Origin of the sequence: Pelagicoccus sp. SDUM812003 (assembly GCF_031127815.1) — a bacterium.
Lineage (GTDB): Bacteria > Verrucomicrobiota > Verrucomicrobiia > Opitutales > Opitutaceae > Pelagicoccus.
The window spans coordinates 121,764-134,591 of sequence record NZ_JARXHY010000004.1; the positions used below are offsets into that span (position 1 = coordinate 121,764).

Here is a 12,828-nt window from a genome sequence, read left to right on the forward strand (position 1 = left end):
ACACTCTTCAACTCGTTCGACTGGCGGTTTCGGAGCACCAACGTTATTTCCTTATCTCGGTCGTAAGCCGTTAGCATTTGCTTCAGAGCTATGTTTGCAGCTTCTTCGAAATGGAAACCGCATTCCTTGAGAAGTTGGTCCAGAATATGTTGGTCGTCGTCTGATAGGCTTAAGGTAACTTTGCGTTTTTGTGTCATACAACAGTGGGTTTAATGGGTGGGTTTTGTAGACTATAAACTACAAACATAGAGATTGAGTCAAGCGAGATTGTAGTTTTTAATCTACAAATCATGAGTCTGGACATCGAATCGGTGAAAAAGCGGCTTGGGGAAGTTGTGAAGGAAAAAAGGGAGCTCTGCGGACTCTCTCAAACCAAGCTAGCCGAACTCTCGGGGATTCACAGAACTCATGTGGCGGGCGTAGAAAGCGGAGGTAAAAACCTCACTGTTGAGAGTCTTCTGAGACTCTCTGAATCACTCGGAACACTCCCTTCTAAGCTGCTCAAGGAATCTGGTTGCTAGCTAATGCTCTCCATTCGTTGAGAATTGGATGGATTTAATCTCTTGCTCCCTTTCTTGGAATCTGTTGCCACTCTACCGACTCATTCGAAATCCATGCAACTCCTAGTCCAAAATTGTAACCTAGTAATCGCGGGAGGCTGGAATCCTCACATAGTTTTGCAGCCAAACTGGTTAAGAGAGTTCCTATTTCCTGATGTCGAGGACTTCGAAATCGAATCTTTTGGGATTGGACCCATCATCAATCCGACAGTCAAAGCGGGGAACTACGTTATTTCCTCAAATGGGTCGAGATTGACGATTGGTAATAGAAAAGACCATGTTAATTGGGAAGATGGACTACAGGATGTCGCAACCAAGGTAGCTAACTTTTTGCCCCATACCCCAGTATCTGCGGTAGGATTCAATTACGATGTTGAATTCACAAAAGAAGAAGTTGGGGATCTGAAGTACGAATCGCCATTTGGTCATGCGGTAGATTCTCCTAGTCTAGAGATGCAATTTCATGAATCATTTGATTTAGGAACCGGACAGCTAAATGTTCGACTCATAGTGCACGAGAGTGGGCCTAACCCATTGCTAAAGGTGAACTATCACTACCCGATTAAGAAGATCGCAGGCGTAAAAGCGATTTTAGATGAAGCGTCGGTGTTGGAGCAAAGGAACAAAGCTGAGGAGTTGGCTAGTCGGATTTTAGAAAAATGATGGAGTTTTCAACAAATTCTGAGCGAGACGAAGAGCCAGGAAGTCTCTTTTTCGATTGTCAGGACCCCACAACCTCGAGCGACCTGACCCCGGAGACTTGGGGCCATTTTGTGACAAACAGTAGCGGGAAGTTTCAGAAGGTATCCCCAGAGAAAAACAGGATACCATCAGCCTTGGATGTGGCGGCGTACATCGTAGAACGTCTAGGAGAAATTAGCACTATGAAGCTTCAGAAGCTGGTTTACTATAGCCAAGCATGGAGCCTTGTTTGGGATGAAAGGCCTTTGTTCAAAGAACCCATTGAAGCTTGGGCGAATGGACCAGTAGTTAGAGATTTATACGACTACCATAGGGGGGCGTTTTCGATTGGAAGCATTCAGACCGGAAATCCCAATCGGCTGGACAGCACTGCTCGAGAGACCATCAACGCGGTTTTGGACTTTTATGGAAACAAGTCAGCTCAGTACCTAATTCAACTCTCTCATTCAGAAGAACCCTGGCTGAACGCTCGGAAGGGGCTAAAGGATGGAGAGCGGGGTAGCAGATTGATACCGAACTCGTTCATTGCTGAGTATTATAGTAGCCTCTAGGGGCGATGGCTAAAAAAAAGTCACCCAAAATCAAAAGCGATCCTCTTCCTTCAAAGCAACCTAGAGTCGCTGTGAAAGTCGAAGCAGGCGGGAAGCCTTGCTGGAGTTTCAGTCGGTTGGATTGGGACGGGCCCTTTGGGTGGTCAAAAGCTCCGTTTGAAGAAGTCGTACGCAAACTAGGCAGTACCGAGCAGATGGAGTGGAATGACATCCTCAAAAAGTCGCATCCCATACACATCTCTAAACTGTCGAAAGCGGCTCAAGATAGGCTTCGAGAGCTAAGAAATGAGGATATAGAAGAACTGTTTTCTTTAAGGATAACGGGCCCAAAGAGGATTTTTGGAATTCGAATAGGAGACCTAATTCGAATTATGTGGTGGGATCCCAACCATTTAGTGTGCGTCTCCCACCTTAGACATACTTAGTAAATCCTTCTGGCATAACATCAACCACTCTCGTCGCGTTTAATCGGTTGGCTCTATAAAGTTAGTCTGACTCAGGTCCTCATATATGTCGACCAATCCTCTAGTTCATTGGTGGTGAGATAAGGGATCCTAGGTCGTGTTTTGTGATCCGTTTGTGTGCCTGTAATGCCGGCTTTCGAGCTTGAGGTGTGGTTGGGGGCGTCGGTATGAGATAGTGATGAAATCCAATTCCTCTAGTCTTGTTTGGAGTGCTGTGATCGTGGGGTTGTCAGCAATAGTTTGTACCGTATTATTTATCGAGTACCCGCCAGATGGGCGTTTCGAATTAGAGAAAATAGACAGCCTAAATGCTATGTGGGTTGTGGATAAACAAACGGGACGTGCTCGATTCTACAGAGTTAACCTACAAACCCGAAAAATCGAAATTGTTAGTGAGGTCGATTACCAGTTTAAACCATGAACTCCACTGATATTCTTCAGTCGTTGGGCATTCTTACCGTGTTCTTGACATTTGTAGGAACTGTTTGGATACAGGAGCAACGTAGGAGGCACGACTTGTTGCGTGAGAAACTTGAAGCACTGATAGAACACTTGCACACTATCGCTTGGGCGCCTTTTCAGGTCTCTGTCGAGCTTTCAGATGCCAAGTGGGATTCTGATCCTGATTCGGTGTTGAGCCGAATTCGGATTTTAAACGAGGCAGGGTTTTCGAATTATATCCATTCGGTTAGTCGGTCTATCTCGATCGCTGATGTCTACTTTCACCGATATTCGAGGGATTTGTATGAACTAGCAGATCGTGCTCACGCGCTGCAGAACTATGTGAAGAATGGAGACCTTGATTCTTTCCTCGATACGCTCAAACCCACTATGAACAAGGCGGGTTCTATGCTTGAGGCAATTCACAAGGATTTTGCTTCGATAACCAAATCAACGCACATTCCAAGCGAACTGTAGTCGATCACTATGGATGATAATAGAACAAGATCGATCAATAGCTTCCTGGACACAATCAGTGCTGATCTAGGGAGCCTTTACAAGCCCAAGGCTATTTCTGAAAAGCTAGTGAATGTCGAAAGTTTGGATAAAACCGTCAGCGAAATCCAAAGCTCAGAAACCCTTTCGAGAGCCCAGAAGAGGCTCGCAATGCAAGAGGCTAGACGGCAGGTCAATATCGATTCCGTGGTCGAGAAAAGCCTTGAGGAGATTTCTGAAGAAATTCCGAGTAAGCAGATGGATCCTGATTGGATCGCGAGATTCTTTCAAGAAGCTAAAGATACATCAGATGAGGATGTACAGAGTATTTGGGCAAAGGTTCTCGCTGGTGAATATGAGAACCCTGGGAGTTTCTCGAAGCGCGCTTTGAGTATGGTGAAAGACCTCTCCAAAGAGGAAGCCGAAGAGATCCAGACAGCAGCCTCTAGGGTATGGGAGGTTGAGCTTTCGGACGGCTCTAAAGTGAAGTACCTGAACGTTCTAATCGTAGACAAATGGTCTCTCGGCACAGGGTATGATGAAAGCACCCCATTTGTTGCTGATTACAAGGGCGTTTGTCAGCTCCTACAGGATTGCGGTTTTCTGCACTCGGACGATTTCCAGTTCCATTTCTCGGGAGAAGGCTATCTTGACCCCGAAAAATATCGGCTTGGTGATAGTTCGGCCAAGGCTTTAACCTTCTATGACAAAAGGTTGGTCGCGCGAACGAATCAACCAGGGTTTTTAAAGGACGAGGGACCGACCGTCACTGAAGATGGAAGGCCTAAAAGCAATACCTGGCAGCGGCAGATCTTTTTCGATGCTTGGAGGCTGACAAGAGAGGGTGAGGCTCTTTTGAGGGTTATTAAAGCGAAGCCAGACCTTGCTCTATTCCAGAAGATCTCAGAGGTGCTCGAAGAAAGAGGATTCTCTTATGACACGGTTATTCTGAATGAATCGGACCCTGAAGAAGGCTATGAGAGATCTGGTCATAATGCTTCCGCTTAGGGTTTCTTGAATCCAATTTCTCGCTGTTTTCTTGCCAAACCAGATTCCACTCAAAACAACTCAATTCCCCTAAATAACAGGGGAATAGGCACTTTTGAGGCTCTCCCTAGGCAAAAAAGCGAATTCGATTCCCGGTGGCCCTAGAGTGCGAGGTTGGTGCTTAAACGGGATGGGAATCTCACCCGCGGTGGTCCGGTTCCGCTTTGCGAGGAACTCGTTCGAGTCGCCTCAGCGATAAGGGCTCGAACTTGATTAGCTGCGAGAGTCGCCGCCGGCTCCGCCGTCAACGCCGTCTCCCGGGAGGCCGGCCGTCTTGTCGATGGAAAGTTCTATCAGGACGGGCGTCTCCCATTCCTGCTGTGAGCCTTGCGTTGGCATTTCGTTGGAATTCGTTTCGGTGTGTGAGGCTTTGTCCATAGCGGTTCATACTAGAGGGTCGGTTTCAAATTGCAAATGAAGCGCGGGCTTTTCTTGGTCATCGTTGGCTGGCGGTGACGTCTGGGGATTGTTGTGGAGCGGTTTGCGTTTTAGATGCCTTTTGGAAAGACTTCTCCGTGATATGTTGTCCCGATGGTTGAATGCAGTTTTGTTTGACGATGCTTCTCTGAGCCAGTTTCGAGACCGTTTTCGGCGAAGCGGAGTATGTGTGGTGGACGACTTTCTGTCGCCGGAAATGGCGGACCGGATCAGCGCGTTTGTAGCGCGAGAAGCGGAATACGAAAACCGGTACGGAATTTTGGATACGAAGGGTGGCATCTCCCGGGAGGAGTGGGAATCGAAGGACGATGCCAGCAAGCTCTTCAGTCTCTCGCGCTTTTCGAAGGTGGGGGATCGCTACGCCCTCAGCCCAAACTGGCTTTCCTATTTACGTTTCACGAGCGCTAGCACTCAGCTTGAGCTGGGGAATCTCTGGGCTCGGATCTGTACTGACGATACCGCAGACGCGGTGGTCACGGGGAGTGAATGCCTTCTTGGGGCCTTGAGCGGAAACCAGTTCCTTCGCTATCATACGGACAAGGGCGAGGGCGCCGAACGTTTGTTCTGCACCGTTCTCTATTTGTCGAAAAACTGGCAAGAGCGCGATGGTGGCCACTTGCACATCGATGCCGAGGGTGGCGAGGTGGTGGTAGTCCCGACGTTCAATCGCTGCGTGGTGTTTTTGCCTGGGCTGAGGCACGCAGTTGGCGAGTTTGCGGAGTCTTCCACTGGTAAGACTCGGTACAGCCTTACGACCTGGTACACCTAGCGAAACGCTTCGAGCGCGATGGCGTGCGAGAGGGCTGGATAGATCTTGAACTGAATCGCGTTGTCCCAGTAGCCGTAGTTGTAGTTTCGCTGGTCGGAAAGCGTCTGATCGACAGCCTGCTCGACCTTTTCGAAGTCTATCGCTTCCTGGGCGATTTCGCTCTGTCGGGCGCGCTCGAGGAGCTGGCGGATCTTCGTTTCCTCGGCCCGAGCCGTCGCATGAAACGAAGGGACAAAGGCTCCTTTGCTTGTTCGCAAGCGCACCGAGTCTGGCAGGATCGACTTCATGGCTTCTCGCTGAAGACCTCGGTCCATGGGGTGATCGGCGAAATGCTGGAGTGGCAGCCCGACGGCGAATTCAAGGAAACGCGTATCGTAGTAAGGGCGCAGATTCTCTAGGCCAAGTCGGCGAAACATTTGGGCCTGCTTGGATCCCATTCTGCCGGAATCGAACTCGATGGCCATGGCTTCGCGGATATCGCGGACGGGGAGAAGCGCGAAGTCGACGTGCTCTCGCAAGAGCTCTTTCAAGCCGGTCGACTCGATGAAGCCTTTTCGGAGCGAGCAGCCTTGGAGGCGACGCTCGATGGCGCCTCCTCGACTCAGAGCGCGCATTCGTTCGACGAAGCGAGGGGCCAGAGGCCCGAGGATTTCAGCTTTTAGAAAACGCTTCACGCTCGGGTGTTTGCCGAAGCCGAGCTTGAGCAGTCGAAGCGTCTCCCATATGCCAACGGCGGGAAAGCTGGCTAGGGCGCAGCCGTATCCACGGTTCGAAGCAAGGTGGTCGCCGCCCATCCCGGCGATGAGGCTTCGGGCTCCACGTTGGGCGACCGCGGTACCCATTTGCTGGTAGATGTGTCCGTATTCCCAGCGCGGTTCGTCGAGGTGTCGAGCGAATGTCTCCAAGTCCCTGAACGGCCCGTATTCATCGGAAAATACAGCGAGATGTTCCAGGTTCGAGTGCGACTTGGCGACCGTATCCATATGTTGGATCTCTTCGGTAGCGATCGGATCCAACGGAATGCGTGGACGCGCGGAGACAGCGAAGATGCGCGCGTTGATCGTCGCCCCGTATCGCGCAGCCAATGCGGTGACAGCCGACGAATCCAATCCGCCACTTAAGTTGGTCGCAACAGGGAAACTGCTCTTCATCCGCGCTTCAACGGCTCGCTGCAGATGGTGGCGAATCCCTTCGATGGATTCGCTCAAGCTGAGTCGATTGGAATCGATGAACGACGCCAGCCGATGAAAGCGATTCATCTGCTCTCCATTTTTGGATACGCGAAGCGTGTGGGCGCTTTGAAGGCTGCGAACGGCCTTGATGAGAGTGCGCTCGGGGTAGGGATTGCGAACGCGGGCGATATTCATAGCCAGTACCAGCCGATCGACGTTTTTCGGAAAGTCTGGAATAGCGATGAGGGCATCGAGCGAACTCGAGAAGGCGAAGTAGTTGTCATTGCTCGCGTAATACAGAGGACGGTTGCCTTCCGGGTCGCGGGCGAGCAGAAGCGTTTGATCCGTATCGAAAGCCATGGCGAGGGCGAACTCGCCGTTCAAGCGGAGCGCGTCTTCCCCGTCCTTAAGAAACAGCTCCAGCACGAGTCGACCGTCGGGCGTGTCGGGCGGCAAGCGATTTCCGAGTCGAGCGAAGGCGATCTCCCGCTCGTAAAGTCGGCCGTCGAATACGATGGATGCTTCGGCTTCTTCATTGCGAAACCGCTCCGCGCTATCGGTCGCTTGGTTAGAGTCGATCTGGAGCGTCTGTTGAGAGAGCAAAACCCACGACCGCTGGTGAGTGAAGGCGCTGTCTGGTCCGATGGAACCCATTTGGGCTCGCATCGCTTCGAGGCGCTCTTGAGAGAATGCGCCGGAGGCTTGTTTGGACAGGATACCGCAGATGGCGCTCATGGCAGGTCTTGGAGTGAAACGTTTGCCTTTCGGAGAAATCGTCCGCGGGCTTGCGCGATGCTGCTCTCTGGCTCCCTTTGTGTACCATGCAGAGCCAACTCGCAACTCAACTGCTTCCGGACTCGTTTCTCGAGAAGGATTGGGAACGAAACTTCCGGTTTCTCGAATCCTTTTCCACCCTGGATCACAAATCCTACTTTTCGTTGGAGGATGCCGAATCGATCTTTCGCTTTGCTGGTCCGGTCTCCGAGGTGCGATGCTTGATGGCCTTCCGAGGAAAGATCGTCAAGCTGGATAGTCTTCTCGATGGCCCGCGAGCATTCAGGGTCGAAAAGATCATGCGTCATTTCAAAGGCGGAGCCACGCTTCGGCCGACCAATGTGCATGAGCGTTCGGAACGGATCCGCGCCTTGGCGTCGCGCCTCACGGCGGAAACAGGCTCCATCGCACGCGTCAATGCGTATCTGACGCCGTCTCGCTCCTATGCCTTCAAGCCGCATGCTGATCCATATAATGTAGTTGTTTATCAACTTCGTGGTAGGAAGCGCTGGAAAATCTGGTCCCGGCGGGCGGATCGTCCGCTGGAAGGTGAGCATCCGGAAATCGACGCGGACAGCTTGGGGGAGCCGGAGCGGGAATTCGATCTCGAACCGGGACAGGCCATCTACATCCCGCGTGGATTGGCGCATGCCGCGTCCGCTTTGTACAACGAGCCATCCATCCATTTGACGATTGGCTTGCACGCCCCGCTGTGGCTTTCGGTGGCCCACGACGCGCTGGCTGCCTGCGCCGATCGCGACGGTTTTCTGAGAGAATTCGCTCCGGTGGCCGGCCAGGTCGCCATGGATCGCGACACGGCGTTCGAGACTTTGGGTCGCGTTTTAGGAAGCGTCCAATTGGAGGACCTCGACGAATCGTTGCGTCGGCATGAAGAACTAAGGCAAAGCATGATCGCCGCCAAGGAAGATTCGCTCGCAGATGCGGAAGCGGTTCAGTCGCTGAACCTTGATTCGGAGGTAGGGGACGCTCGTTCGCGTATTCACGGTATGGATTTCGAGGATGACTACTTGTCATTGAATCTTGGGCACAGGAATTTGAAGTTGCAGCCGAGCCTCAGGAAGGCGGCGGAGTTCGTTTGGAAGACGGAGCGCTTTGAAGTGAGTTCAATCCCTGAGCTGCCAGGCGGTGAGCGTTCGAAGCTGCTTTTTGCTCGCTATTTGCTGAACAATGGCGCTCTCGGAGTCTAGCTGGTTGCGGCGATAGTGGTCAGGCAGTCTTCGATTTGTTGGCGCAGGGTTTCAAGGTCGGTAGGCTTGTGGGAGGGTCTTCGTAGTCGAATCACGGGTACGCTTGAAGCGACGATGATCGCGTTTTGAAGCAGTTGCGAATCTGTTCCGAGAGGCACCGTCCAATGACGTTTGAAGATGCTGCTCGCGATGAGCGACAGCTTTCGTTTCCCCGAGCAGGACATCAACTGGTGGGCCTCGATTTCCGGACGCGCTTGCACCGCGAATATGGCTCGAATGGGGATCGATGCCTGGTTGCTCCAATTCAGGTTGTGGAAGTGATGCTTATCCTCCACGAACGGGATTTCGCGTGGATCACGACCGAGGAGGGAAGCTGACGACGGGTCGAGACGATGGACTCGCGGCCCGCAGTCGCAAACGGGAGGTTTGCCTTGGAAAACGCGGATGGGAAGAAGGTCGTCGGAAACGATGGGGTGGCCGATCGTTTCGAAATAGGAGCTGATGGTGGATTTGCCGCTGCCGGAGTCGCCAGCGAACGCTACGACGGCGCCGTCAACCTCCACGGCGCTCGCGTGCAGGGGGACGATTCCGCGCAGGCTGAGAACGGTGGCCAGACCCACGCCGAGGAGATAGCTAGTCAGATCGGCGATGGCGTCGGGGCGCTCGAGTTCGACCTTGATGGTGTTTGGTCCGTCGACTAGGAAGCGTCCGGCGCTCTCGATTCGGCCCAAGAGCTTTCCCGGACACGCTTCAAACCGCGGCCGTTTCAGGAGCGGCCGTTCGAGACGATCGGGGACGGAGGCCCCTAGAAACACCAGATCAGGGGCATGGCTAAACGTTTGCTCGTTTCCGAGTTCGGGCAGGGCAAAATCGCTTTCGATCGCGAGGCCGCAGCAATGGTAGCGAAATCGATCTCCGCTTTGGGGCGAGGGGTAGAGGCGCCGCTTGGAGGATTTGTAATGCGAGGCCATCGCCTCTTAGGCGGTGACTTTAGTCACAAGTCCGTTTTCTTGGAGCTCGGAAATGAACTGGCCCACTTCCTCTCTGCAGGTCGATTGGTCGACTTTGAACTCGCTAAGAATCTGAGCATAGATCTGTTCCGGCGATGTCGGGGTTTCCAGAAGGTCCCAAATCCGACTAGCGACTTGGTTCATGCCGAAGTACTTTCCGGATTCGGCATCGAGAAAGACGCGAAGGTCCTCGAGTTCGGTATCGACGAGGTCCGAGCGACGTTTCAGAAGGGGGCTTTGAGTGGTGTTGTTCATAGTAGCTCGCTACAATCGAAGTGAGTTCAGCGGCAAGTCAAACGGTGTCTGGTTTTTTGTCCCGGGCTCTTCGCATCTCATGGTCCTTCCGGTTGCCAAATGCCCTGCTTCGTGTCCAAATGGACTTACATGACATCGCTCTTCCTCAAATTCGGCACTGGCAGCACGCTGCGAAGGGCTCCTCATGAAAGGCTATATGAACGATAGCGTATCCATACTTTGGAAGGCCTGCGTTCGCTTTATCCGTTTCGCTCCCAAGCGGCAGGCTGCGCTCATCGGTTTGCTCCTGTTGCAAGGGGTGACGACCGGGGTTGGGCTCTTGATGATAGTCCCGCTTCTGCAGGTGATTGGCATCGAAACCAGCGGCGAGGTCGGGCGGGGATCGAGCGCGGCGCTCAAGGCGATTGAATGGATCGGGATCGAACCGACTCTCGGGCTTATGCTCATCGTGTACGTCGGTGTGGTCGCTCTTGTAGCGACGGTGAGGTACTCCGTAGCCTCTCTTGCGGCGTCATTGCAATTTGGTTACATAAGCTACAATCGCGATTCGCTTTTTCGTTCCCTTCTCAGGGCGAAGTGGGAGTTCATCGTGACGCGGCGCATGTCGGACTTTTCTCATGTGCTATCCAGCCAGGTGCAGGCCATCGGACAGGCATCTTATTTGATGGTGAACTTCATCAGTCAGCTTGTATTGGCGAGCGTGATGATGGCTCTCGCTTTTTTCGCTTCTTGGCAGCTTGCGTTGGTCGCGATCGCAATGGGTGGAATTTTGCTGGTCATGCTTCTTCCGATCAATCGAATCGTCTACGGTTCCGGACGCCTGCAGCTGATCGGCTACAAGTCGGTATTTCAGTTGCTGACGGAGCAATTGGGGTGTCTAAAGATGATAAAAGGCTTCGGCGATGAAGAAGCCTACGCGGAGCGACTGTATCGGGCAGGTTCGACAGTGGAAACCCAGAGCGCTCGGGTCTTGAGGCTCAACGCCTTGACCCAATGGGTCTACGTCACCGGAGCAGTGGTGGCTTTCGCGGTTTTCTTTTATCTCTCCCAGACGCGCTTTTCGGTCTCTCTGGTGACGGTGATTCTTCTGCTCGTCATCTTTTCGCGGTTGCTGCCGCAGCTTTCCTCGATTCAAAAGACTTATCAGCAGCTTGTCCACAAGGTGCCAGCCTTTCGGGATGTAGAGGAGATGAAGCGAGAATGCGACGCGGCTTGCGAAGCGGGTGATCCTGTCGATGTCGGGCCGGTATTTGATCGAGAAGTCTCTATCGAGAACGTCTCCTATCGCTATCCCGGTCGGGAGGACTTCGCGCTTCGGCATGTGACTGCGTGTATTGAGAAGAATAAGACAACTGCATTGGTCGGACCCTCGGGCTCAGGGAAGTCGACCTTGGCGGATTTGGTGGCTGGGCTCTTGGAGCCGACGTGTGGAGAAATTCGTTGCGATGGGGTGGCGCTCACTGCCGAATCGCGTCGAGCATGGCGGCGGAGCGTCGCCTACGTGACGCAGGAAGTGTTTCTGTTTCACGACACGATACGGGCCAATCTGGAATGGGTGGCGCCGGTTCCTCCCGCTGAGGAGGCGATTTGGCATGCTCTCAAGCTGGCTGCCGCTGACGAATTTGTGGCGCGACTTCCGGATGGGCTGGACACCATCGTAGGGGATCGGGGGATACGCCTTTCTGGCGGTGAGCGTCAGCGGATCGCCCTTGCCAGGGCGCTGTTGGCGAAGGCCCAGTTGCTGATTTTAGACGAGGCGACCAGCGCTTTGGACTTGGAGAGCGAGCGTCAAATCCAGAGAGCCTTGGAAGGTTTGCGAGGCAAGGCGACGTTGCTGGTCATCGCCCATCGTGAAACGACTATCCAAATGGCGGATACGCGAATTGAGCTTCTAGATTCGCGAACGGAAGGTGCGAATCGTTTTGCAAGCGAGGAAGGGGCGAGCGACTGAGGCGCTTTAGTAGCGTTCTCAGATGCGCCTGTGAGCGAGGCTTGCTTTCAGGTGTGAATACGCGGCTTGGATCGCCTCGAGGGACCTTGATCCGACAAGCGTTTCTGTTTCTTGGGCGCATCGATTCGAAGGGGCGACATACGGCGGTTGCTCTCCCGCAACGCGTTTTGCGTAGTAGGAGTTCTGGGCGAGCATCATTGCTATGCTCGATTCGCTAGGCTTTGGGAGTGCGAAGTGATTGAGAATCGCTGTCAGGCTTGAGCTGATCTCTTCGTAGTCGACGAAGCGCAGGGTAGAGCTTTCTGCCATATCGACCGCATGGCGAGCGTGTGACAGGTAGGTAGCGACGGCGGCGTTCGCAAGGTCCGCTCTGGAAGGTGAGTCTTTTCCCAGTCTTGCGAGCAGCCAAGCTGGTGGACCGAGCGAGAGGGATTCGATGACAGGGACAGGGCTCCTGAAAAGGAGAAGCTTTGGGGTTTTGGGTATCGAAGAATCAACTACATTCCGATGCTCGAGGATCCAAGAAGTAAGCTTGACGACGAGTTTTCCGCCTCGAGATCTTGCCCATTCGCCATAGACCGAGAAGACGGCTCGCAACGCATCGACACGCTGTTCGTGGCTCAGGTTTGGCAACGCTAGAATATCTCCGAGAATCGGCGGCTCGCTCACCACGATTAGGTTGGGATGCTGCTTGAGCATCTGGCACAGCAGAGTCGATCCGCAGCGTCCGCAATGGTAGATGACTCCAGCTAGGTTGTTCGGTGATTTGCGAGTGGCTGACAGCAAGGAGTCCAGCGGTCCGATGGTGGCGTTTTGTTCCATCGAGGGCAGTGCCTTGGCGCTATCCTCGAAGAAACCCGCGGAAAGATCGAGATTCGTTCCGTTTATCCATCGCGTGAGGATCCTGTTTTGGACGCTCACTATTCGATGCGGGAGCAGTCGCTCGATAGGCTGTGAATCGAAGTTCATGGAGAGTGCAGGAAGCGAAGGC

The 12,828-nt window shown here is 53.3% G+C and carries 13 protein-coding genes; 8 read left to right on the forward strand and 5 right to left on the reverse strand.

Features of this window, described 5'->3' with window-relative positions; genetic code table 11:
- Positions 1-290: 290 nt before the first annotated feature.
- From QEH54_RS07175 to QEH54_RS07195, 5 genes are all read left to right on the forward strand, one after another.
- The gene (locus QEH54_RS07175) at positions 291-521 is read left to right on the forward strand and encodes a helix-turn-helix transcriptional regulator (RefSeq protein WP_309017968.1); all 231 of its coding nucleotides are present in this window, start codon (positions 291-293) and stop codon (positions 519-521) included.
- Positions 522-614: 93 nt separating this feature from the next.
- Positions 615-1,223, forward strand: a complete 609-nt coding sequence (locus QEH54_RS07180; protein WP_309017969.1) for a hypothetical protein — start codon at positions 615-617, stop codon at positions 1,221-1,223.
- Entirely contained in the window at positions 1,220-1,813 is a 594-nt protein-coding gene (locus QEH54_RS07185) for a type II toxin-antitoxin system antitoxin SocA domain-containing protein (protein WP_309017970.1), read from the forward strand. Before QEH54_RS07180 ends, QEH54_RS07185 begins: the two co-directional genes overlap by 4 nt.
- An 881-nt stretch (positions 1,814-2,694) precedes the next feature.
- Positions 2,695-3,195: a hypothetical protein gene (locus QEH54_RS07190; RefSeq protein ID WP_309017971.1), complete on the forward strand. Its 501-nt coding sequence runs from the start codon at positions 2,695-2,697 to the stop codon at positions 3,193-3,195.
- A gap of 9 nt (positions 3,196-3,204) precedes the next feature.
- Positions 3,205-4,221, forward strand: a complete 1,017-nt coding sequence (locus QEH54_RS07195) for a DUF2806 domain-containing protein (protein WP_309017972.1) — start codon at positions 3,205-3,207, stop codon at positions 4,219-4,221.
- Positions 4,222-4,473: 252 nt separating this feature from the next.
- On the opposite strand, the gene QEH54_RS07200 is transcribed toward QEH54_RS07195, so the two are convergent.
- Positions 4,474-4,638 (reverse strand): hypothetical protein, encoded by a 165-nt coding sequence (locus tag QEH54_RS07200; protein WP_309017973.1) that lies wholly within the window; start codon positions 4,636-4,638, stop codon positions 4,474-4,476.
- A gap of 229 nt (positions 4,639-4,867) precedes the next feature.
- On the opposite strand from QEH54_RS07200, the gene QEH54_RS07205 reads away from it, so the two are divergent.
- Entirely contained in the window at positions 4,868-5,467 is a 600-nt protein-coding gene (locus QEH54_RS07205; protein ID WP_309017974.1) for a 2OG-Fe(II) oxygenase, read from the forward strand.
- Here QEH54_RS07205 and QEH54_RS07210 read toward each other — a convergent pair.
- The gene (locus QEH54_RS07210) at positions 5,464-7,374 is read right to left on the reverse strand and encodes an asparagine synthase-related protein (RefSeq protein WP_309017975.1); all 1,911 of its coding nucleotides are present in this window, start codon (positions 7,372-7,374) and stop codon (positions 5,464-5,466) included. The genes QEH54_RS07205 and QEH54_RS07210 overlap by 4 nt on opposite strands.
- A gap of 86 nt (positions 7,375-7,460) precedes the next feature.
- On the opposite strand from QEH54_RS07210, the gene QEH54_RS07215 reads away from it, so the two are divergent.
- The gene (locus QEH54_RS07215; RefSeq protein WP_309017976.1) at positions 7,461-8,621 is read left to right on the forward strand and encodes a cupin domain-containing protein; all 1,161 of its coding nucleotides are present in this window, start codon (positions 7,461-7,463) and stop codon (positions 8,619-8,621) included.
- On the opposite strand, the gene QEH54_RS07220 is transcribed toward QEH54_RS07215, so the two are convergent.
- Positions 8,618-9,592 carry a hypothetical protein gene (locus QEH54_RS07220; RefSeq protein WP_309017977.1) on the reverse strand — a complete coding sequence of 325 codons (975 nt, stop codon included), beginning with the start codon at positions 9,590-9,592 and terminating at the stop codon, positions 8,618-8,620. The genes QEH54_RS07215 and QEH54_RS07220 overlap by 4 nt on opposite strands.
- A 6-nt stretch (positions 9,593-9,598) precedes the next feature.
- Positions 9,599-9,886, reverse strand: a complete 288-nt coding sequence (locus tag QEH54_RS07225; protein ID WP_309017978.1) for a PqqD family protein — start codon at positions 9,884-9,886, stop codon at positions 9,599-9,601.
- Between the two features lie 184 nt (positions 9,887-10,070).
- On the opposite strand from QEH54_RS07225, the gene QEH54_RS07230 reads away from it, so the two are divergent.
- Complete coding sequence (locus QEH54_RS07230; protein WP_309017979.1) at positions 10,071-11,837, forward strand: ABC transporter ATP-binding protein; 1,767 nt, start codon at positions 10,071-10,073, stop codon at positions 11,835-11,837.
- An 18-nt stretch (positions 11,838-11,855) separates the two neighbouring features.
- Here the strand turns inward: QEH54_RS07230 and QEH54_RS07235 are convergent, their stop codons facing one another.
- Positions 11,856-12,806: a hypothetical protein gene (locus QEH54_RS07235; RefSeq protein ID WP_309017980.1), complete on the reverse strand. Its 951-nt coding sequence runs from the start codon at positions 12,804-12,806 to the stop codon at positions 11,856-11,858.
- Positions 12,807-12,828: the final 22 nt, after the last annotated feature.

Excerpts from the sequence above, each read along its gene's own strand:
- QEH54_RS07175 (WP_309017968.1), top strand. The coding sequence starts at position 291 with ATGAGTCTGGACATCGAATCGGTGAAAAAGCGGCTTGGGGAAGTTGTG.
- QEH54_RS07180 (WP_309017969.1), top strand. The coding sequence starts at position 615 with ATGCAACTCCTAGTCCAAAATTGTAACCTAGTAATCGCGGGAGGCTGG.
- QEH54_RS07185 (WP_309017970.1), top strand. The coding sequence starts at position 1,220 with ATGATGGAGTTTTCAACAAATTCTGAGCGAGACGAAGAGCCAGGAAGT.
- QEH54_RS07190 (WP_309017971.1), top strand. The coding sequence starts at position 2,695 with ATGAACTCCACTGATATTCTTCAGTCGTTGGGCATTCTTACCGTGTTC.
- QEH54_RS07195 (WP_309017972.1), top strand. The coding sequence starts at position 3,205 with ATGGATGATAATAGAACAAGATCGATCAATAGCTTCCTGGACACAATC.
- QEH54_RS07200 (WP_309017973.1), bottom strand. The coding sequence starts at position 4,638 with ATGGACAAAGCCTCACACACCGAAACGAATTCCAACGAAATGCCAACG.
- QEH54_RS07210 (WP_309017975.1), bottom strand. The coding sequence starts at position 7,374 with ATGAGCGCCATCTGCGGTATCCTGTCCAAACAAGCCTCCGGCGCATTC.
- QEH54_RS07215 (WP_309017976.1), top strand. The coding sequence starts at position 7,461 with ATGCAGAGCCAACTCGCAACTCAACTGCTTCCGGACTCGTTTCTCGAG.
- QEH54_RS07220 (WP_309017977.1), bottom strand. The coding sequence starts at position 9,592 with ATGGCCTCGCATTACAAATCCTCCAAGCGGCGCCTCTACCCCTCGCCC.
- QEH54_RS07225 (WP_309017978.1), bottom strand. The coding sequence starts at position 9,886 with ATGAACAACACCACTCAAAGCCCCCTTCTGAAACGTCGCTCGGACCTC.
- QEH54_RS07230 (WP_309017979.1), top strand. The coding sequence starts at position 10,071 with ATGAAAGGCTATATGAACGATAGCGTATCCATACTTTGGAAGGCCTGC.
- QEH54_RS07235 (WP_309017980.1), bottom strand. The coding sequence starts at position 12,806 with ATGAACTTCGATTCACAGCCTATCGAGCGACTGCTCCCGCATCGAATA.